Origin of the sequence: Mucilaginibacter sediminis, from assembly GCF_051903035.1 — a bacterium.
Classification (GTDB): Bacteria; Bacteroidota; Bacteroidia; order Sphingobacteriales; family Sphingobacteriaceae; genus Mucilaginibacter.
This window is the reverse complement of the sequence record NZ_CP170602.1, coordinates 5,307,866-5,328,326: the sequence shown is the minus strand read 5'-3', so window position 1 is coordinate 5,328,326 and position 20,461 is coordinate 5,307,866. Positions and strand designations below refer to the sequence as shown.

The window sequence follows — 20,461 nt, the reverse complement described above, 5'->3', positions numbered from 1 at the left end:
TTTTTGTATTTAAAAAAATGCTAATGGTGCAGCCTGAAAAATACGCCGATGAATAAGTACCCCGAATTATATTTTAAAGGGGCATAATATTTTGACCGTAACCGGTTGATGCCTGCTCCGTAATTTGAACTATCATAACCCAGTTCCAGCCCAACGCTGCCAAATTCGCCGGGGATGGAGAAAGTTATCATGGGCGAATAAGCAAACATATAGCCGGCGTTTGTTGATTTGCCCTCCAGCTTTTCGGTGTAATCATCACGTGGTTCGCTGTAACGATATACATCGCCGTAACCAACATTGTACCCCCCTTTTATTGATAGCGCGACAGCAACCTGAACGTCACTTTCGGGATTGATACAATAGTGTGGTGTTATAGCTATACCTGTATACAGGGTTTTGCCTTCAAAGCGCTTATAATCATCGTCAAAATAAAAATTATAATTCATTACATCGGCAAAACCGGTTATGTCAAACCCGGAGTGGCCACCGGCGAAAACTTTTCCGTAACCGATATTAACCCGGAACGAGCCTTTGCTTAAATTACTGTCTGGCAAATTGGCTGTTGGCTGCATAGTGCCAATCCTTAATAGCAAACCGCTTGATTGTGCTTGCGCCGTTAGGGTGTAGCATAACAAAAACACTAAAATCAAACCTGCAGGTAGTTTCATAATTTTATTGTGATAGGTAAAAGCAAATGGAGTAAGGTTGTTTGTGATATGACGGCCTTTTAATAGTTTGGTTTAATTAAACTATTCAAATAAAAACAAGTCTTTGCTTTTAGTATTGTTTATACAGTATATTTACATCACCAATCATAAACATCACCAATCTTCACTAATTATAAAATATAATTATGACTACCAGACGTTCATTTATCAAGACATCGGCTGTGCTTACCGCCGGACTTTTGGCGGCACCCCGTTTGTTTGCTTACGACAAAAAACAGATAGGCCTGCAATTATATACCATTCGCGACGCCATGGCAAAAGACCCGGCTGCCGCATTAGCTAAAGTAGCTAAGCTGGGGTATACCACCGTTGAAGGCGCTACCTACACCGGCACCGAATTATTTTATGGCATGAATGCCAAAGGGTTTGCCAGCTTATTGGCGCAGCAAGGCCTTGCCATGCCAAGCGCGCATTACCGCCTTGGCCAGGAGCAGGTTAACGGCGCGTCACAAATGGGAACTATACTTAATGACTGGAAAAAGGCCGTTGATGATGCAGCGGCGGTAGGTGCAAAATATATGGTTTGCGCTTACTTATCGCAAACTGAAAGGGGCGACCTGGAGCAGTACAAAAAAATTGCAGGCTTGCTTGATATTGCAGGGCAAACCTGTAAAAATGCCGGAATCCAGTTATGCTACCACAACCATGATTTTGAATTTATACAGGATAACGGACAATATCCTTACGAAATACTGCTAACATCTACCGACCATGACAACGTAAAAATGGAAATGGATTTGTACTGGATGACTAAAGCCGGACAAGACCCCATTGCCTTTTTTAACAAATACCCGGGCCGTTTCCCGCTGTTACACATGAAAGATATGGATAACACCCCCGAAAAGAAATTTACCGAAGTAGGTAACGGTGTTATCGACTTTAAAAAAATCCTGGCCCAATCAAAAAAGGCAGGCGTAAAATATTTCTTTGTTGAACAGGATGTATGCCCCGGCGATCCGTTTGATAGTATTGCCAAAAGTATCAGCTATATCAAAAAGAATTTGGTATAACAATTCAAAAAGCCAGACATTTTGCCTGGCTTTTTGTTTAAATAATCGCTATAAATCGAACTTTGTTAACCCGTTTGGAGGCGAGGCTGTATTGTTTTGATAGTCGTTATTGGCTTTTATTAATTCATAAGCTTCTTCACTGAGACGCTGTTTGCCAAAGCTATATTGAGCGAAGAGCTGAGGATATTTTAGGTTGTTGGCCTGATATTCCAGGAGTTTGCTTTTTTCAAAACTCATAATTTGTTGATTTTTTCCGTCGATTCCGGTGTAAACGAAATAGCTTCGGTCGAAATAGAAAAAATAGGCAGCAAGGTTTTTGAAACTTTCATTAAAGTTGATATCAACATTACTACCTGATATCGTTATTCCACTCTGTTGCATTCCACGCACGGCTACCCTGTCTTTTGATTGCTTTGGGTTATCTAAAAAAAGCGCCACCAACGAAGATGAATATCCCGCATCCCGACATTCGTCTACAAGATCTTTAAATGATGCGTCGTTAAATACAGTCTCCAGTATAATGCTTTTTTTTTGTTTTACTGCCCGTTTAAAAACATCTCTTGTCCGGGCTTTATAAACATCAGTCATAATAATTTCAAACCCCGAAAGTTCGTTAAGTCGAGTACGAATGAAAGTTGACTTTCCGGCCGCGTTACAACCTGAAACAAAAATCAGTTCCGGTACATTCATCAATTATCTAACTGTTTAATAATATGGTCATCAATGCGGATAGGCATGTCATTTTCATCGGTGATAACTTCAATAGTTACCAGGAATTTTTCTCCTGTCGGAAGTTCCTTGCGCCAGTAACCGCCATCTTCTGAAAATTGGGCATAGAATGGATTGCCCAATTCAAAAGCCCGCTGACGGCCAAGTTCGTGCATATTGTCCATGTTTTTTAAAAGACGGTCGACTACGTGAATAGTGTCCATAATTTTTTACTAATACTTGTGTTTATTCAAATATAAAAAATGAAAGTGGTTTCTTAACAATTATGGATTATTGAGTTGCTGTGATCAAAAAAAACGTAAATATTTTTTGGCACGAAGTGCCAACCATAAAATCTTTGTTACAAGCATAAAATACAGGCCGTCACCATAAAACAAAGTGACGGCCTTTTTTTTTACGATAATTAAATCGCTTGTGCTCAAAAATTTCGTAGGTTATGGAAATAAACACCACCATGCTAAAATATTTGCTTATTATATTAGGAGCCTCCTTCCTGTTTACCTGTGCGGCACAGGCCCAAACAGGTAAAGAATTATTAACCGGCGACGCCATGCCGTCATTTTCGCTGCTTGACCAAAATGGCAGGGAGTTTAAAACTGCCGACTACGTGGGCAAAAAGGTTTTGGTTATTTATTTTTATCCGAAAGATGAAAGCATGGTTTGTACCAAAGAGGCCTGCGCCTTTAGGGATAGTTTTGACCAGTTTACCAAAGCCGGCGCTATGGTGATAGGCATAAACGGCGGCACGGTTGCCAGCCACAAAGGCTTTGCCGACCACTACAAACTGCCGTTTACTTTACTAAGCGACCCCGACAACAAGGTTTATAATAAGTTTGGCATCCACAAAAAGTTTTTTATGACCGGCCGCGAAACTTTTATTGTTGATTTGAAGGGCAAAATAGTTTACACCCACGAAGCCATGATGCAGGGTAAAGAACACTCGGATGATGCGCTTGCATTTATCAAGGCTGCAAAAACCAAATAAGCATAGGCCATGATCAATGCCTTAAAAGTTCTGTTTAGTGTTGTTTTGGTGTGGATGTGTTATGTAGTGATAACAACCAGCCTGAACAGCAACCTGTTTACCAATTGGGATTACCTGGGTTCTATCCCCTGGATGCGGGCTACACTATGGGATTTTTACGCCAATGTTTTGGTTATATTTGTTTGGGTATGCTATAAAGAGAAGTACCTGCTTGTTAAAATCACCTGGCTCATTTTATTATTTGCGCTGGGCAGTATTGCCAGCTGTGCTTTTGTGCTCATCCAGCTTTTCCGGCTTAAACCGGGCGAGGGGGTAAAAGAATTATTCGGGAAGAAAAATGGATAACAGCTCGCTTTTGTGTTTGGTAATTTACAGCCTTTTGGCCTGTTGCGGCATTATGGTGCTGGTATGGCTTTGGGCACATCAAATTAAAAATGCTGGCGTGGTTGATATTTTTTGGTCGTACAACTTCCCGGTTATTGCCATTATCCTGTTTTTTTTAGCCCCCGGTTATCACGACCGCAAGGTATTGATATGTGCCATGGTAATAATAGCCGGCGTGCGCTTAGGTACACACCTGGCTACCCGTATTACCAGGCATTTGGATGAGGAGGAAGGCCGTTACCAGCAATTGCGTAAAGAGTGGGCACCCAATGCCGAAAAGAAGTTTTTCTTTTTCTTCCAGTTCCAGGCTATATCAAATGTGCTTTTGGCCATTCCCTTTTTTATCTCCTGCCTTAACACCAAAACTGTATTATCGCCGCTGGAGTATGCCGGTTTTATCCTTTGGTTTATCAGCGTAACCGGCGAAACCATTGCCGACAGGCAGCTGGCTACCTTTAAAAGCAATCCGGCCAATAAAGGTAAGATTTGCCAAATAGGCCTTTGGAACTACTCGCGCCATCCCAATTATTTTTTTGAGTGGCTCATGTGGGTTTCCTATTTTGTATTTGCTTTAGGATCGCCCTGGGGCATTTTGGCCATTATTAGCCCGGCCATTATTTTATACCTGCTATTAAAAGTTACCGGCATCCCCGCCACCGAAGAACAATCCCTGCGCTCCAAAGGCGAGGCTTTTAAAGAATACCAGGCGAGTACCAGCGTGTTTGTGCCCTGGTTTAAAAAGAGGTAGGGTTATAGTGACGGGCCAATCAAAGATGAAAATGTCGCGCAAAGGCGTTAAGACGCAAAGTGATTTGCTACCGTTGCTGTCGCCTCCAGCCTTGTGTGGCTGCTGATAGGTAAACGTCATGCTAAGTAGTAAAATTTCGTGAAATTCTGAAAGGGAAATGACGTATATCGCATGGCGGCGAGTCGACTCACCCCGACGAGGCTCCGCCCGTCACCCCTCTCTCCGACTGCGTCGCATAGAGGGGTTAATAAAATAGAAAAATGAGCGACCACCCTCTTTGCGGCGCAAGCCGGAGAGGGTCGGCCAGCGTAGCGTAGCCGGGGTGAGTCGTAGCCAGCGTTCAAAGCCAATGTTCATGTAAAACCAAACATGTCATGCTAAGTAGTAAAATTTCGCGAAGTTCTGAAGGGGGAATGACATCGTAAAAAGGGCTGTCATGGTGAGCTTGTCGAACCATAGTGGGCAAAGGCCTCTCCGCGCGACCCTTCGACAGGCTCAGGGTGACAGGCCCACGCACCTCGAAAAGAAAACATGTCATGGGTAGTAATGAATATATAAATCCCGGATGTTTGTTTCATCCCGGATTTTATATCTTTAAACGGAATCTCAATTTGCAAAGAGAAAGAATTGAGGTTGACGAGAAACATAGTTGGTTGCCCTAAAGGCACGGCGCATACTTAGCATGCGGGCCACAAGTGAGGACACTTGTGGCAGCGGAGGAGTAGACAAAGCGTCCAATGGTCTTATTTTGAATTTGAGAGTGAAAGATAGTGGAATTCCTAAATAATTATCCCATGCCTATGAAATTGCCAACTTGTGTTATTTTATTAAGCTGCCTACTGACGTTTGCCTGCACGCAGCCTCACCAACCTCCATCGTACGACTTTTTCAAAAATAAATATGGAATGCTCTATTTTAGTTACCCAGAAACCGGTCGAGAAATTACTGCGGTATTTTTGCCATACGAGAATGAGGCCGATACTGCTCACAAAGAAATCGGGAAACTTTTAAAATTGAAATACTTGCCAGGAATCAAATTTTTAATTTTTAATAGTAAAGTAATAACTGAATTAACTACCTACAAAAGTTTTGAGGGTGACTTGGAAAAAGAATCAAACCTAAAAGTTCATATTATTCCATCTGTAAAAATCAATTATCATCTAATTAAACCGATGATAACTGAAAAAAGTGCTATAGACAAAGATCTCCACAGTGATGTTTTAGTTTGTAATGGTAATTCTTTATATCATTATTACTATTATTCGATAGTGGAAATTGATTCTATAAAAAACAAGTAGGTTCTTCGGATCTTTTCTGCTAATTCAAACGTTTTCGCTTCGTTCCCAGTGGCACAGTCGTTAAAACGTAAGCCGTAAACCAATTCCTTTTAAACAATGACTTGCCGATTGGCAACCATAACAGCAGAATACAGGTGGCTTTGGCTATTGCGAGATAGTAACGGACCACTATAGAACTCCAACAAAGTGCGGGCAAATCACTTTGCGGCTCTGCGTCTTTGCGCGAAAAAACTCAATATCATTGGGGAGCACCTTGTGGCAACGCGATTTGGTCTCTTTGCGTCTTAGCGTCTTTGCGAGACAAATACCTATAAACATTTACACCCGCAACTAACTTGTTAACAAAAGCCCTTGGTTTTAATTGCCTGAACAGCAGGATGAATAATGGCTTAAAAATTAGTGCAAAACTATTTGTTAATAACATAATAAGCTGTATCTTTGCAGTCCCGAAAATGCGGGGTATAATAAACGTTTAAACAATTTAATTTAAAGCAAGTGAATACGTTAAGTTACAAAACTGTCTCAGCCAACAAAAAAACCGTTAACAAACAATGGGTTGTTGTTGACGCACAAGGCGAGATTTTGGGGCGCTTGTCCACTAAGATCGCAATGATCATTCGTGGTAAAACCAAGCCAGATTTCACCCCGAACGTAGACTGCGGTGATAATGTAATAGTTATCAATGCAGACAAGGTAAAGTTGACCGGAAACAAATTCAGCGCAAAGCAGTATGTTTCTTACACTGGTTATCCAGGTGGTCAGCGTTTCATTTCTCCTAAGGAGTTAATGGCAAAACATCCTGAACGCGTAATTGAAAAAGCCGTTCGTGGTATGTTACCTAAAAGTCGTTTGGGTAAAGCATTATTTGGTAACCTGTATGTATATGCAGGTGGCGAGCATCCACATGCAGCACAAAACCCAACAACCATTTAACTTTTTAATTTCAAAGGAGAAAAAAAATGCCAACAACTAACACTTCAGGCAGAAGAAAAACAGCCGTTGCCCGCATCTACCTTTCAGAAGGAAATGGTGCGATCATCGTTAACGGTAAAGATTACAAAGAGTACTTCCCAACATTGCCATTACAGTACATCGTAACTCAGAGCACTGAGGTTTCTGGTAGCACCGGAAAATTTGATGTTAAAGTAAATGTTGCAGGTGGTGGTGTAAAAGGACAGGCAGAAGCTGTTCGTTTAGCTATCGCTAAAGCCATTGTTGAACTGGATCCTGAAAAGAAACCAGCATTACGCGCTAAAGGTATTATGACCCGCGATGACCGTATGGTTGAGCGTAAGAAACCAGGTCGTAAGAAAGCACGTAAGAGATTCCAATTCAGTAAACGTTAATCACAGGAGGACAACACAATGGCAAGAACAACATATCAGGATTTACTGGATGCAGGTGTACACTTTGGTCACCTTACCCGCAAATGGGATCCGAAAATGTCACAGTACATTTTCATGGAGCGTAACGGTATCCACATTATCGATTTAAATAAAACCTTAACTAAGGTTGAAGAAGCTGCTGCAGCTATCAAACAAATAGTAAAATCAGGCCGTAAGGTATTATTCGTAGCTACAAAGAAACAAGCGAAAGATATTGTTGCTGATTATGCAAAAAGTGTAAACATGCCCTACATCACCGAGCGTTGGTTGGGTGGTATGTTAACTAACTTTGCTACCGTACGTAAGTCGATCAAAAAGATGTCAAACATCGATAAATTGACTAAAGATGGTACTTACAGCAACCTTTCTAAAAAAGAAAGACTGATGATACAACGTGAGCGTATCAAATTAGAAACCCTTTTAGGTGGTATTGCTGATTTGAACCGTTTACCTGCAGCATTATTCCTTATCGACGTTAAGAAAGAGCATATTGCAGTATCTGAGGCTTTGAAGTTGAACATCCCTACATTTGCTATGGTTGATACCAACTCTGATCCTTCAAACATCGATTTCCCTATCCCTGCGAATGACGATGCTACCAAATCAATTTCATTGATTACCAGCATTATCATCAAAGCGATTGAAGAAGGTTTGGAAGAACGCAAACGCGATAAAGAAGACGAAGCAGAAAAAGAAGCAGTTGCTGCTAAAGCAAAAGCTGATGCTCCTGAAGTAAAAGACCGCAGCGAAAACGAAGGCGGTAAAAGAACCAGGAAAACTGCCGAAGTTGCAGACGTTGTAGCCGACGCTGACACTGAAGCACCTGCCGAAACAGAAGAGTAATTATATTTTAGTCGTAAGTACTAAGTACTAAGTCTGGAATTATACTCTGAGGCTTTGGGCTTAATACTTACGACTTTTTCATATAGGTTGTAGAATTAAGGTAGATATACCGATACTTTACAACCTGTATTTTTTAATACTAAATACAGTTGCAGGTTACAGGGGCATATTAAATTTGCCGGTAGCCTATAACTCATAACATACCACTTAAAACAAAAAAAGATGTCTACAGTACAAATATCTGCAGCCGACGTAAATAAACTGCGCCAGCAAACTGGTGCCGGTATGATGGATTGCAAAAAAGCATTAACCGAAACTAACGGTGATTTTGAAGCAGCTATCGATTTTTTAAGAAAAAAAGGTGCTAAAGTTGCAGCAAGCCGTCAGGACAGGGAATCAAACGAAGGTGTTGTTATATCGCGCACAAGCGCCGATGGCAAAACAGGTGTTATCATCGAGCTTAACTGCGAAACTGATTTCGTAGCTAAAAACGCTGAGTTCATCGCTTTCGCTAACGAAATTGCTAACAAAGCAGTTGAAAGCCAGCCAAAAAGCATCGAAGAACTTTACGCGCTTTCTATCGATACAGAAAACACCACTACTACTATTGGTGAAGCTGTTATTGATAAAACCGGCAAAATCGGCGAAAAAATTGGTGTTTCTAAATTAGAGATCATCACCGGCGAAAAAGTTATCGCTTACGTACACGGTAACTTCCGTTTAGGTGTATTGGTTGCTTTAAACTCAAACCCTGAAGGTGCCGACGAAGCTGGTAAAGATGTTGCTATGCAAATTGCAGCTATGAACCCAATTGCGGTTGATAAAGATGGCGTTGATGCCTCTGTTATTGAGCGTGAACTGGAAATTGCCAAAGACGTGATCCGCGCTGAAGGTAAACCAGAAGAAATGGTTGAAAAAATCAGCTTAGGTAAACTGAACAAGTTTTACAAAGACTCAACCCTGTTAAACCAGGAGTTTGTAAAAGATTCATCTAAAAACGTTGCCCAGTTCCTGGCCACCGTTGAAAAAGGCCTCACAGTAACCGCATTTAAGCGGGTGGCTTTAGGAGCTTAATTATATTATCCCCCTCGTTTTTAGCGAGGGGGATTTTTTTTGCAATATTGTTTGGTAAGTCGGCGATGACTCACCCGGTCGAGGCTACGCCCGACCACCCTCTCTCCGCTTCGCGCAAAGAGGGTTTAGTAAGAAAAAACTTTTCCGCCCCTCTATGCGGCACAGCCGGAGAGAGGGGCAGACGAGCGAAGCGATGTCGGGGTGAGTCGTCTCCGTAGTTCATCGCAATGACATGTAGGTAAAACTTCAGGTATCATGATAACAGCACTCCACAATCTCCAACTCATTTCCAATGGGCAAATAACCCATGGCAAAGCCGTTTTAATTTCAGGCAACACCATTATCGATGTTATTGATGATACCGCCATTCCCGTTGATGCCGATAAGCATGATTTAAAAGGCTCATACCTTGCTCCCGGCTTTATTGATTTACAGATTTATGGCAGCGGCGGCTTATTATTCGCCGGCACGCCAACGGTAGATGCTTTGGAGCGGCTGGAAAGCGATTTGCTTAACCAGGGTACCACCGGCGTTTTTGCGACCATTGGCACTAATACCAATGAAATTGTTGAAGCGGGAATTGATGCAGCTAAAGCCTATCGCAAACAAGCGAAGGGTGCTTTCTGGGGTCTGCATTTGGAGGGGCCGTATTTAAACCCGGCCAAAAAAGGCGCGCATCCCGAAAAATATATCAAAAAAGCTACCCTTGCCGAGGTAAAAGGATGGGTGGAACGCGCCGAAGGCGAAATAAAAATGATTACCATAGCGCCCGAACTGCAGGACCAGGAGGTGATTGATTACCTGCACACTGCGGGTGTTATCATATCATCGGGGCATAGCAATGCTACTTATGCCGAGGGGAAAGCATTTTTAAATAAGCCCATCCCTGCGGTAACGCACCTGTTTAACGCCATGCCGCAAATGCACCACCGCGAACCAGGCTACATCCCCGCTATTTTTGAAGAACGGCCGTATACCAGCATTGTAGCCGATGGTAACCATGTTGATTGGGCAATGATACGCCTGGCCAAGCGTGAGCTGGGTGATAAACTGTTTTTGATTACGGATGCCGTTACCTCAACTAACGAGGGCGCTTACCAGCACCGGCTGGCTGGCAATAAATATGTAATGCCCGACGGCACGCTGTCTGGCTCGTCGCTTACCATGGTAAAAGCGGTAGAAAACTGTGTGAAACAAGTAGGCATTGAGTTGGCCGAAGCTGTTAACATGGCTTCATTATACCCGGCCGAATTGGCAAAACAGGGTAAAAAAGGCAAAATTGAGAAAAACTTTATTGCCGATATGGTTGTTTTTAATGCTGATTTTGAGGTAGAAGCAACTTACCTCAACGGCGTTTTATTAACAAAGACAACATAAAATTTTAACACTAATTTTTATTCGCTATTTTTGCGGAACGACACCTCATATGAACAACGCTTTATCAATTCATGATATCTACAAAAGCAAGTTCCCTTTATTTCTGTTAATAACAAATCACACCAAATGAAGTACAAAAGAATTTTACTGAAGCTTTCGGGCGAATCGCTTATGGGTACCCGGCAATATGGCATTGATAATGCGCAGGTTTTGCAATATGCCCAGGATATCAAAAGTGTTTACGACACAGGAATGGAAATTGCGATAGTAGTTGGCGGCGGTAATATTTTTAGGGGCCTGAGTGCCGAAAAATCGGGCATGGAACGTGCACAGGCCGATTATATGGGCATGCTTGCGACCGTTATTAACTGCATGGCACTGCAAAATGCATTAGAAAGTATAGGTGTTGAAACCCGCCTGCAATCGGCTATTAAAATGGAGCAAATTTGCGAACCATACATTCGCCGCCGCGCTATGCACCATTTAGAGGTTGGTAAAATTGTGATTTTTGGTGCCGGTACCGGTAACCCTTATTTTACTACCGATACTGCCGCATCATTACGCGCCATTGAAATTAAAGCCGATGTGGTATTAAAAGGTACCCGCGTTGATGGTATTTACACCGCCGACCCGGAGAAAGACCCAACAGCTACCCGTTACGACGAGATCAGCTTCCAGGAGGTATATGATAAAGGCTTAAACGTAATGGATATGACAGCCATTACCCTATGCCAGGAAAACAAGCTGCCTATTATTGTATTTGATATGAACAAAGAAGGCAACTTCATGAAAATAGCCAAAGGCGAAGCCATTGGTACGCTGGTGAAATAAGAGCCTTTCTTTTTCCCTGTCATCCTGAGGAACGAAGGATCTATCAACTGTGCATGACCGATTGAAAAGTTCGTGAACAGATGCTCCTTTCCTCAGCATGACAGTTGTGTAATGCGAAGTCACTTCACAACCTGCCGCTATACACTAATAAAATCTTAACGCCCCGTTATTCCGTAATTGGAATAAACGGGGCGTTATTTTTTTTTAGTTTATGAAAGCAATTTGCGCGGCACTCCTATTATTTATGATCAGTATGGCTGGCCCGGTTAATAAACCGGTAGTTAAAGTGGATCTGAACAAGTTTTCGGGTAAATGGTATTCATTGTCATCAATACCAACTATGTTTGATAAGGATACCAAAGAAACTACTACCAATTATACCCTGAATAAGGATGGCTACTATAATGTAGTAACAATTGCTAAAAAAGGAGAGGACAACGAGGTAAAAACCTATAAATCGAAGCTCTTCCCCGATAAGAATGATAATGCGGCCCAAATGAAAGCCCAGTTTATATGGCCAATTAAAGTTGATTACTGGGTTATTGATATTGCCGACGATTACTCCTACGCGGTTGTTGGTCATCCCGATTATAAATTCCTGTTTATCATGAGCCGCAAGCCAACCATGCCGCCTGATGAATTCAGCCGAATTGTGGCAAAATGCAAAGCGATGGGCTACCCGGTTGATAAGCTGGTATCGCAGCATCACCGGGCAAATGAATAATTTCACACTAATGCGGACGAATTTATTCGAATTCTACGAATTATTGATTTGCTAAACTCAACGACATTTTTATTACCTCTCTGAAAACGATAAAGGCCGCCCGGATTGAGCGGCCTTTTATTTTTTACATCATTCAGAATTCGTGAAATTCGATTCGTGATTATTCGTGTGTATTAAATTCGATCCAATTAGAAAAAATTCGTGTGCAAAGTTCGTGTATATTACTTATCACTCAACATTATCGGGTTCCCTTTGCCGCCGCCCATGATGATCACTTTGGCGTTTGGCGAAGTGGCTATAGCAATCTGGGCTTTAATGGCCTCATATTGTAATTGTTTATCCGACAAACCAGTTGAAAGGATTTTTTGATAGTCGGCAATACCCTGGGCCTCGACACGTTTACGTTCGGCTTCCTGCTTTTCTTTTTGCAATACAAATTGCATTTTTTGGGCGTCCTGCTCTGCGTTTATTTTTGACTCGATGCTGGCCCTTACCGAAGCCGGCAAGGTGATATTACGCACAAGGATCTGTTGCAGTTCCAGGCCCCGTTTGGCAAAGTTGGCCGTAATAAACCTGTTTATCCTATCCTGGAATTCCTGCCGTTTGGTTGAATAAAGATCGACAGCTGCATAATTCACGGCATTATCGCGGATTGCTGTTCTTGAAACCGGGCGCACTATTTTCTCTAAATAGTCTTCCCCAATGTTTTGCATAATAAAAGGCGCTTTATCGGCATTCACCTTGTACTGAACAGAAAGATCAATAGCCACCTCAAGACCATCAGACGACAGTACACGGATTGCATCGTCACCTTCCTTTGAGCCCTCGTCATGAACGGCGCTCATGGTATAGGTTTGTAAGCGCACATCAAAGGTCGTGATCTCGACAACGGGGTTTACTATATGCAGGCCGCTTTCTAATATATGGTCCTGTACCTTGCCAAAAAGTACTTGTACACCAACTTTTCCCGGCTCAATAACCTTGAAGCTGGATAGCAGGAGGCCAATTACCACCATTGCCCCGCCAACTATACTTATGGTACTACTAAAATGGCTGGCCGGTTCGGGCGAGCGTTTGAGTACGATGCCCACCACGAGCACGATAACTCCTAATATTGCTATAAACATGCAATGAAGTTACACCTTTTTTTGCGAGTTCCTTACGTCTTTTAACAGTCTTATTTTCAGGAAAACTACCACCAGCCCCACAGCTATCGCAGCAGCCATAACCGGGTAGCTTTTGGCCATAAAATACTGGTAAGCCACAAACGCGCACAATACCAAACCAATGGTATATAGCACGTTAAGTATTAATTTAAAAGCCATGATTAATAAACGCTTAAGTCAGGATCAATCTCGGCCGCCCATGCTAAAATTCCGCCCCGCAGGTTATACAGGTTGGTAAAACCCCTTTGTTCCAGTTGCATAATAGCTGCTGCGCTGCGTTTGCCGCTGCGGCACATTACCACTACCGGTTTATCTTTAGATACTTTTTCGCTCTCAATTAAAATGCCGCCAAGGGGGATAGATAATCCACCAAGGTTTGATGTTTCATATTCAAAATCTTCCCTAACGTCAATCAGTTGAAAATCTTCGCCTTTTTCTTTTTTTTCTTTTAATTCCTGTACGGTTATCTCGTTCATGATCAATAAAATTATAATCCAAAGGTAGCTTTTTTTCCAATGCAAATAATTACACGCAATTTTTGTAACAATCAATGCCTAAGAGCGTTTATTATATGATTTGCTGCACAATATGCTTTTTTAACCATCTTTGCCCGGCAAATAGCGGATAGCCTGATTGATAATTTGACATAAATATTAACCGGCATCTATTTTAAAAAACTACAAACATGAAAAAAATTACCCGCTTTTTCTGGTTTTGTTCAGGAGCGCATATAGATACACTTAAAAAATACCCCATCGAGCATAATAAGTATGTGGGTATTGGGGCTACTATATTTTTCACAGCATTATTTGCCTCGCTATCCGGCGGATACGCAATGTACTTTGTTTTTAACGGCGATGCCTTTGCCGTTGGCTTTGCAATACTGTTTGGTTTGCTATGGGGAACGGCCATTTTTAATATGGACCGTTATATCGTATCCAGCATTAATAAAGAAGGAACAACCAACCAGCAGATACTGCAGGCATCACCGCGGATATTATTGGCCATAATGATTGGGGTAGTAATATCGCGCCCGTTGGAACTGAAGATATTTGACAAAGAGATCCGCCAGAAATTAAAACTGTCCTACCTAAAAGGCCAGCACCGTAAAATTGACACCCTCGAAAAAACGTACAATCAAAAGTATGCTATGGAGATGGGTAAAACCAGCGATCTGAAAAAGGAAAAAGATTCACTCGAAAAAGATATTAACCGGAGCCGTTTCCTGCTTAACCAGGAGGTTTTTGGCGATAAAACCAACCAAACATCGGGCATAACCGGCTACGGCACCTACGCCAAGCAAAAACAAGCTGTACTGGAAGAAAAAGAAGCCCGCCTGAAAACCGTTACCGACAACCTGGGCCAGCTTGACGAATACCTGGGCCACCGAAAAGATTATGAAGGGCTAAACAGTACCCGGCTGTTTACCGATCATCAGCTGGATAGCCTGGCCAATGTTGCCGGTTTTTCTGACCGGAACTGGGCGTTGGGCCAGCTATCATACAATGAAAATGGCACGCGCGATCTGGATACCTATATGGCCATCTCATTTATTGGCTACCTGTTCATCTTATTTGAATGTTTACCGGTATTTGTTAAACTAATGTCGCCCAAGGGACCATATGATGTGGCCGTAGCCAAAATAGCCGAGGCCAATATGTACATGGCCGACAGGGATAAGGATTTGAATATTACGGTTACCGATAACACGTACGATCACAGCCTGGAAACCGATGTAGAACGCCGGAAACGGGTAATCTCCTCAGAGTCGAAATATGAGTTTTAGTAATTAACTGACGATCATTTCATTATCCAAATTTTCTACAAAAAGCGGCCAGCATTTCTCCAGATTGATAATTTATCCTTGTGTAAATTAAATTTATCATGAAGAAGAAACTATCATTTTTAATGGCGCTCGGCCTTGCTTCGGGCGTTGTTACGGCACAGGATGTTAAATTGAAAGATATTCCGGCCGCAGTAAAATCGGCATTAGCCACCAAATACCCTGCTGCAACCAAGGTAACCTGGGAAAAGGAAAAAGGCAACTACGAGGCTAATTGGGGCGGCAAATCGGGCGAGGATAACTCTGCGGTGTTTACCCCGGCCGGTAATTTTGTTGAAATTGTAAATGCCATAAAAATAAGCGCGCTGCCTCAAAGCATTGCCCCTTATGTTGCAGCACATTATAAAGGTGCAAAGATAAAGGAGGCCGGAAAAGTTACCGATGCCGCCGGCAAAACCTTTTATGAGGCCGAAATAAAGGCAGGCGACCTGATTTTTGATGAAACAGGAAACTTTGTAAAAAAAGACTGATTGGCTCCCTGCTAACCCCATATACGCCTGTTCCTACGCCGGAATGGGCGTTTTTTTTAATGCCCTGGCCACCGCAACCACGTTAGTTGCCACCAATTTGGCAGTTTGCTTTGACCAGTCTTTCCTGAAATCCGAATCGAGATAAGCCTTGCCCGGGCCCGGGCCATTGTTCCAGTAAGTATATGATTGTGGGGCTATGGTAAAGCCAACGTCCATTAGTCCGCCCGCTATTTCGGTAACTACATGCCTGGCGCCATCTTCTTCGCCGGTAACTACAAAGCCGGCCACTTTATTGTAAGTAACAGGCCTGCCCTCATCATCTTTAACCGGGTATAAGCCGTTTATGCGCTCCATAACCCGCATGGCTATACTTGATAGCGTGCCCATCCATGTTGGCGTAGCCATAATTAATATATCGGCGGCTAATAGTTCTTTCAGTATTGCCGGCCAGCCATCGCCTTCGCCCATATCAGATTTTGTGCCTGTTTTTACGTCATAATCTGCCACGCGGATCATTTTTGTTTTGGCGCCAAGTTTTTCCATCGCGTGCACAACCTCCCTGGCCAGCGCTTCGGTATTTGACGGCAAAGGCGATTGTTTTAGTGTGCAATTTAATACCAATGCTTTCATGCATTGATAACTATGCAAAGCCTGTAATGTTTAAACCGTATTATCTTAACCGATTCGGGAATTATAAAATCAAATGGAATGGCGCTCAGTTTTTTTTAAAGAAAATTTTCAAAACATGGCACCGCACTAACAATCTTCGAAAAATCGTCTAACTATGGGTTAATACTGGCTTACGCCCCTGGCGGTATTTTCTAAGAAGGAACTGCCGGAATCCTGTTTTTACGTTGAATTTAAAAGATCATGTTTAAATGGAGCCTGCTTAAACGCTACAATTGATTTCGTATAGGTTAAATAAACTTTAAGCTATTGGTTAAAATGGCGCTTATAATAGCTTGTTTTGTTGTCGAAAATGGGTTTTAAGCCCTCTTTTTGAGGTAATTAGAAAAAAAAATAAAAAACAAAAAATCCAAAGATCTATTAATATCGTTAGTAAATAGTTAACATATTATTAGTAATAATGAAAGAGACGTTGAATAACAAAGTTAAAGCGATTGCGGCAAATATCAGGCGAACAAGGGAAATGTTAAATTATACCCAGGAATACCTTGCTGCGAAGCTGAAGATATCGCAAAATGCTTATAGTAAAATCGAGCTTGGTTATACCAAAATAACGGTCGAAAGACTTTTCCAGATAGCCGCCATATTGGAGGTTGATGTACATGAGCTAATAGCCACCGAAAAAACGGTCGCGGCGTAATCTGCATTAATTAGGTGCCTTTTTCGCCGGGTAATGTATATTTGCAGCCGGATGGAAACAGGAAAACTAATCGATAACACCGTGCAATTTGTACGTGAAACGTTAAAAAATGCCGAAGGCGGCCATGATTGGTGGCACATACACCGCGTTTGGACCAACGCCAAACTGATAGCCCAAACCGAAAAAGTCGATCCTCTTATTGTTGAACTTGCCGCGTTGCTTCATGATATTGCCGATAGTAAATTTCATAACGGCGATGAAGAAATAGGGCCGCGTACTGCCGGCAACTACTTGCTGAGCCAGGATGTTGATGTAGCTGTTATTGAACATGTGCAGCAAATTATACGGCATATGTCGTTCAAATCAAGCTTTGATAAACCAACCTTCCACTCGCCCGAGTTGGCTATTGTACAGGATGCCGACAGGCTTGATGCCATTGGCGCCATAGGCATAGCGCGGGCCTTTAACTATGGCGGTTTTAAAGGACGTGAGATTTACAATCCCGAAATTGAGCCTAATTTAAACATGAGTAAAGACGAGTATAAAAATTCGCCAGCCCCTTCCATCAACCACTTTTACGAAAAATTATTACTACTGAAAGATAAGATGAACACCCCAACCGGTCGCCAGCTGGCCGAGCAGCGTCATCAGTTTATGGTGGCTTATTTGCAGCAATTTTACCTGGAGTGCAAACCATAAGCCCCGATAATCGTTTCAGGATCAACTTTTACACATGAAAAAAACTTTATTTTTTATAATGCCGCTGTTGTGTACTATACTTACAGCAAAGGCCCAGGATACCCTTAAACAACAACGGTTCAATTTTCATTTTCAGCAAACGGTTATTACCCAATATAAGCCATCGTTCGGGGCCGATTATACCGGCGATAATAGTTTGCTCACCAAATCAGAAACTCAAAGTTCCATCACAACCACATTGTTTGGCGGGGCCAGGCTTTGGAAAGGAGCCTCGGCTTTTTTTAACCCCGAACTATCCGGCGGCTCGGGCTTAAGTAAAACACTGGGTGTTGCAGGCTTCCCCAATGGCGAAACTTTTCGCGTTGGCGGCTCGGAGCCAAAAATTTATATAGCCCGCCTATACTTTACCCAAAACTTTGAATGGGGAAAAGAAAAGGATACCCTGCAGGATGATAATAACCAGCTTGCCGGCTTAAAAAGCAAACGCTATTTTTCGGTAACTGCAGGTAAATTTGGCATGGCCGATTTTTACGACGGCAACGAATTTAGCCACGATCCCCGCTCACAGTTCATGAACTGGTCGCTGATGGATAACGGCGCCTGGGACTATCCAGCCAACACCCGCGGCTATGCCATGGGTATCCATACCGAATTGGGTATGCCCAACTGGACGCTGAGATTCGCCTTTACCATGTCGACAACTACTGCCAACGGAGCTATCTGGGATGCCAAAGTTGGCAAAGCCAACACCCAAACAATGGAGTATGAAAGGCGCTATACTATTAACGGCAATAAAGGAACAGTGCGCATTTTAGGGTTCCGTAATAACGGCAAAATGGGCAAATACCGCGATGCCCTTGCCATAAGCGCTGTTAACCCCGTAGTTGATACCAATTTGGTTTATGGCAAACACAAGTATGGCTTCGGCATTAGCGCCGACCAATACCTGAGCAAAGATTTTGGCGTATTTGCCAAACTGAGCTATAATGACGGGCACACCGAAACCTGGTATTTTACCGAGATAGACCGCTCGTTAAGCTTCGGCGGCGTATTAAAAGGCAACTCCTGGAAACGCAGCGACGACGAACTTGGGCTGGCATTTGTGGCAAACGGCCTATCAGGCCCGCACCGCGATTACCTGGCCGCAGGCGGTTACGGCTTTATTATCGGCGATGGCAAGTTAAATTACAGTAATGAGCTGATTGCCGAGCTGTACTATAAAATTAACGCCTATCAAAAAAAATTCTGGCTTTCGCCCGATTACCAGTTTATTGTAAATCCGGCGTATAATAAAGACCGGGGGCCGGTGAACGTGTTTTCGTTAAGGGTGCATGTGGAGTTTTAATCATACCTATACTTAAAATAATAATCCCTGATGGTGATGCTCATTTGCTCGGTATCGCCGGCAATTAAAATACCGGGTATCGAAATTCCGCTGGCTATATACCCATAGTAAATTCTCACTATGGGGTTTTTTATTTGGGGCCAGTTACACCAGGTTGTTCTAAGCGACATTCTTAGCCCCTGTACCTTATCTATACTTTCAATATCCCGCCAGGCAATCGTATAACCATTTTTCTCGATAAAAATAAATTCGCGGGTAATTATAATAGCCGGGGTGCCCCGCAGCACATAATAAATGTGCCGGATAAAAAACATCAGAAAATAATCGATAACCAGCACCAATATTATCGCGCTTGAGTAATCTTTATAATTCAAAAGCTTATTAAAAATCGAATACACCGGTTGCCCCAGTAAAAGCACAGATAGTATTATAGGCAAAATGAAGTATGGATTGTATTTATAAATTCGCATGCCATCCATATTTCAACCTTTTAACTCATCAGTGCCAGGGTGCCAAAGTAAACCAGCATACAGCCCGAGCTTAAAAAGTTCATGCGCATGGCATTTTTAAAATCGGCGTTAGCTGTCGATTTGCCTACTTTGTAAAACCAGTAGTTGAAAAATAAAAATATGGGCAGCGCGCATACCAGGAAAAAGTAAAAGTTGGCCATTTTGCCCTCCAAATGCCAATAGTAAAATGAGCAAGCTATGCCCAGCGCAAACATAGCGCCCGAGAAAATGAAAGATCCCTTGTAGCCCAATAATAAACTAATTGTTTTGTCGCCACGGCGGCTGTCTTCATCGTGCTGGTAAACCTGGGTGAGCGGGTACGAAGCACCAATAAGACACGAGCAAATTGCCCCGGCAACTATAAACCCGGTATCCCAGTGCCTAAACAGGCTGAGCCCGCTTAACGCCGAATAGGTGACATAATAAATAAAGCAGCCCTGGAAAATAAATACCGTTAAAAAACTGATGATGGCGTACTTTTTTAATCGTGTAGCAGAATGGCTATACAATTTAGACATAATACCGTAAATAAGTACAGCCACCGCAAATTCCCAGCTAATTAAAAAACCCAGGCCGAAGGCAAGCGCTTCCAGCAGGATAGAAAAATAGTACAGGCTAATATCAACTTCGGGCGGTTTTTCTAACAGGCCAATGCTATCCTCGTCCTTGTCAAAATAACTGTTATACCCGTTACTTGCCGGGAACGCCAAAAAATGCCAGATAAAAAATATAAGCACCGCCTGCCCTGGTTGTACAAAAGTAGCCTGGCTAAACGCAAACAGGTAAACAGGCAACAAAAAAACGGAAAAAACAAAACGCATGTGTGCCCAGGCCGATGGTGTGGGGATTAATTGTTTCAATTTCATGCGGGCATATTTATATCTATAGGTAAAGCAACCAATACTATTTGTTGAAACGTATTAAACCTGCAGCAGGTTGCTTAATCTTACTAATGTAAAAATTAGTTACAGATAAATTATTATGTT

General features: G+C 42.5%; 26 protein-coding genes. 17 read left to right on the top strand and 9 right to left on the bottom strand.

What is annotated here, in order from left to right; translation table 11 throughout:
- Positions 1-20 precede the first annotated feature (20 nt).
- Positions 21-668 (bottom strand): hypothetical protein, encoded by a 648-nt coding sequence (locus tag ACFGVS_RS22155; protein ID WP_439695617.1) that lies wholly within the window; start codon positions 666-668, stop codon positions 21-23.
- A gap of 185 nt (positions 669-853) precedes the next feature.
- Here ACFGVS_RS22155 and ACFGVS_RS22150 point away from each other — a divergent pair, with 185 nt between their 5' ends.
- Positions 854-1,738 (top strand): sugar phosphate isomerase/epimerase family protein, encoded by an 885-nt coding sequence (locus ACFGVS_RS22150; RefSeq protein ID WP_439695616.1) that lies wholly within the window; start codon positions 854-856, stop codon positions 1,736-1,738.
- A 48-nt stretch (positions 1,739-1,786) separates the two neighbouring features.
- Here the strand turns inward: ACFGVS_RS22150 and ACFGVS_RS22145 are convergent, their stop codons facing one another.
- Together ACFGVS_RS22145 and ACFGVS_RS22140 are read right to left on the bottom strand one after the other, a co-directional pair.
- A complete protein-coding gene (locus ACFGVS_RS22145) occupies positions 1,787-2,428 on the bottom strand; it encodes a zeta toxin family protein (RefSeq protein WP_439695615.1) in 642 nt (213 codons plus the stop codon).
- A complete protein-coding gene (locus ACFGVS_RS22140) occupies positions 2,428-2,670 on the bottom strand; it encodes a hypothetical protein (RefSeq protein WP_439695614.1) in 243 nt (80 codons plus the stop codon). Before ACFGVS_RS22140 ends, ACFGVS_RS22145 begins: the two co-directional genes overlap by 1 nt.
- A gap of 233 nt (positions 2,671-2,903) precedes the next feature.
- Here ACFGVS_RS22140 and ACFGVS_RS22135 point away from each other — a divergent pair, with 233 nt between their 5' ends.
- From ACFGVS_RS22135 to ACFGVS_RS22085, 11 genes are all read left to right on the top strand, one after another.
- A complete protein-coding gene (locus ACFGVS_RS22135) occupies positions 2,904-3,452 on the top strand; it encodes a peroxiredoxin (protein WP_439695613.1) in 549 nt (182 codons plus the stop codon).
- 9 nt (positions 3,453-3,461) lie between these two features.
- Complete coding sequence (locus tag ACFGVS_RS22130) at positions 3,462-3,797, top strand: DUF1475 family protein (protein WP_439695612.1); 336 nt, start codon at positions 3,462-3,464, stop codon at positions 3,795-3,797.
- Positions 3,790-4,584: a DUF1295 domain-containing protein gene (locus ACFGVS_RS22125; protein ID WP_439695611.1), complete on the top strand. Its 795-nt coding sequence runs from the start codon at positions 3,790-3,792 to the stop codon at positions 4,582-4,584. Before ACFGVS_RS22130 ends, ACFGVS_RS22125 begins: the two co-directional genes overlap by 8 nt.
- 800 nt (positions 4,585-5,384) lie before the next feature.
- A complete protein-coding gene (locus tag ACFGVS_RS22120) occupies positions 5,385-5,882 on the top strand; it encodes a hypothetical protein (protein ID WP_439695610.1) in 498 nt (165 codons plus the stop codon).
- A gap of 495 nt (positions 5,883-6,377) precedes the next feature.
- Positions 6,378-6,815, top strand: a complete 438-nt coding sequence (gene rplM, locus ACFGVS_RS22115; protein ID WP_090638869.1) for a 50S ribosomal protein L13 — start codon at positions 6,378-6,380, stop codon at positions 6,813-6,815.
- A 26-nt stretch (positions 6,816-6,841) separates the two neighbouring features.
- Positions 6,842-7,228, top strand: a complete 387-nt coding sequence (gene rpsI / locus ACFGVS_RS22110; protein WP_090638861.1) for a 30S ribosomal protein S9 — start codon at positions 6,842-6,844, stop codon at positions 7,226-7,228.
- 18 nt (positions 7,229-7,246) lie between these two features.
- Positions 7,247-8,110: a 30S ribosomal protein S2 gene (gene rpsB, locus ACFGVS_RS22105; RefSeq protein WP_147054487.1), complete on the top strand. Its 864-nt coding sequence runs from the start codon at positions 7,247-7,249 to the stop codon at positions 8,108-8,110.
- Between the two features lie 222 nt (positions 8,111-8,332).
- Positions 8,333-9,184: a translation elongation factor Ts gene (gene tsf / locus ACFGVS_RS22100; RefSeq protein WP_439695609.1), complete on the top strand. Its 852-nt coding sequence runs from the start codon at positions 8,333-8,335 to the stop codon at positions 9,182-9,184.
- A 255-nt stretch (positions 9,185-9,439) separates the two neighbouring features.
- Complete coding sequence (gene nagA / locus ACFGVS_RS22095) at positions 9,440-10,561, top strand: N-acetylglucosamine-6-phosphate deacetylase (protein WP_439695608.1); 1,122 nt, start codon at positions 9,440-9,442, stop codon at positions 10,559-10,561.
- 126 nt (positions 10,562-10,687) lie between these two features.
- Positions 10,688-11,392, top strand: a complete 705-nt coding sequence (gene pyrH / locus ACFGVS_RS22090) for a UMP kinase (RefSeq protein WP_090638821.1) — start codon at positions 10,688-10,690, stop codon at positions 11,390-11,392.
- A gap of 211 nt (positions 11,393-11,603) precedes the next feature.
- Complete coding sequence (locus ACFGVS_RS22085; protein ID WP_439695607.1) at positions 11,604-12,116, top strand: lipocalin family protein; 513 nt, start codon at positions 11,604-11,606, stop codon at positions 12,114-12,116.
- Positions 12,117-12,337: 221 nt separating this feature from the next.
- On the opposite strand, the gene ACFGVS_RS22080 is transcribed toward ACFGVS_RS22085, so the two are convergent.
- The 3 genes from ACFGVS_RS22080 to ACFGVS_RS22070 are packed head-to-tail and all read right to left on the bottom strand — an operon-like array spanning position 12,338 to position 13,758.
- Positions 12,338-13,243, bottom strand: coding sequence for a prohibitin family protein (locus tag ACFGVS_RS22080; RefSeq protein ID WP_439695606.1), 906 nt, complete (start codon positions 13,241-13,243; stop codon positions 12,338-12,340).
- A gap of 9 nt (positions 13,244-13,252) precedes the next feature.
- On the bottom strand, positions 13,253-13,441 hold the full coding sequence (locus ACFGVS_RS22075) for a DUF6358 family protein (protein ID WP_439695605.1): 189 nt from the start codon (positions 13,439-13,441) through the stop codon (positions 13,253-13,255).
- 2 nt (positions 13,442-13,443) lie between these two features.
- Positions 13,444-13,758 carry a rhodanese-like domain-containing protein gene (locus tag ACFGVS_RS22070; RefSeq protein WP_090641589.1) on the bottom strand — a complete coding sequence of 105 codons (315 nt, stop codon included), beginning with the start codon at positions 13,756-13,758 and terminating at the stop codon, positions 13,444-13,446.
- A 209-nt stretch (positions 13,759-13,967) separates the two neighbouring features.
- Between ACFGVS_RS22070 and ACFGVS_RS22065 the strand changes: the two genes are divergently transcribed.
- A complete protein-coding gene (locus tag ACFGVS_RS22065) occupies positions 13,968-15,068 on the top strand; it encodes a DUF4407 domain-containing protein (protein WP_439695604.1) in 1,101 nt (366 codons plus the stop codon).
- A 98-nt stretch (positions 15,069-15,166) separates the two neighbouring features.
- On the top strand, positions 15,167-15,595 hold the full coding sequence (locus ACFGVS_RS22060; protein WP_439695603.1) for a PepSY-like domain-containing protein: 429 nt from the start codon (positions 15,167-15,169) through the stop codon (positions 15,593-15,595).
- A gap of 33 nt (positions 15,596-15,628) precedes the next feature.
- Here the strand turns inward: ACFGVS_RS22060 and ACFGVS_RS22055 are convergent, their stop codons facing one another.
- Positions 15,629-16,225, bottom strand: a complete 597-nt coding sequence (locus tag ACFGVS_RS22055) for a flavodoxin family protein (protein WP_439695602.1) — start codon at positions 16,223-16,225, stop codon at positions 15,629-15,631.
- A 457-nt stretch (positions 16,226-16,682) separates the two neighbouring features.
- On the opposite strand from ACFGVS_RS22055, the gene ACFGVS_RS22050 reads away from it, so the two are divergent.
- From ACFGVS_RS22050 to ACFGVS_RS22040, 3 genes are read left to right on the top strand one after another with little or no spacing between them, the layout of a single operon-like run.
- On the top strand, positions 16,683-16,922 hold the full coding sequence (locus ACFGVS_RS22050) for a helix-turn-helix domain-containing protein (protein ID WP_439695601.1): 240 nt from the start codon (positions 16,683-16,685) through the stop codon (positions 16,920-16,922).
- 51 nt (positions 16,923-16,973) lie between these two features.
- Entirely contained in the window at positions 16,974-17,621 is a 648-nt protein-coding gene (locus ACFGVS_RS22045; RefSeq protein WP_439695600.1) for an HD domain-containing protein, read from the top strand.
- Between the two features lie 34 nt (positions 17,622-17,655).
- Positions 17,656-18,966, top strand: coding sequence for a carbohydrate porin (locus ACFGVS_RS22040; RefSeq protein WP_439695599.1), 1,311 nt, complete (start codon positions 17,656-17,658; stop codon positions 18,964-18,966).
- Here ACFGVS_RS22040 and ACFGVS_RS22035 read toward each other — a convergent pair.
- Complete coding sequence (locus ACFGVS_RS22035) at positions 18,963-19,445, bottom strand: hypothetical protein (RefSeq protein WP_439695598.1); 483 nt, start codon at positions 19,443-19,445, stop codon at positions 18,963-18,965. The two genes, ACFGVS_RS22040 and ACFGVS_RS22035, sit on opposite strands and share 4 nt — an antisense overlap.
- Before the next feature lie 11 nt (positions 19,446-19,456).
- Positions 19,457-20,341 (bottom strand): UbiA family prenyltransferase, encoded by an 885-nt coding sequence (locus ACFGVS_RS22030; protein WP_439695597.1) that lies wholly within the window; start codon positions 20,339-20,341, stop codon positions 19,457-19,459.
- Between the last annotated feature and the right edge of the window lie 120 nt (positions 20,342-20,461).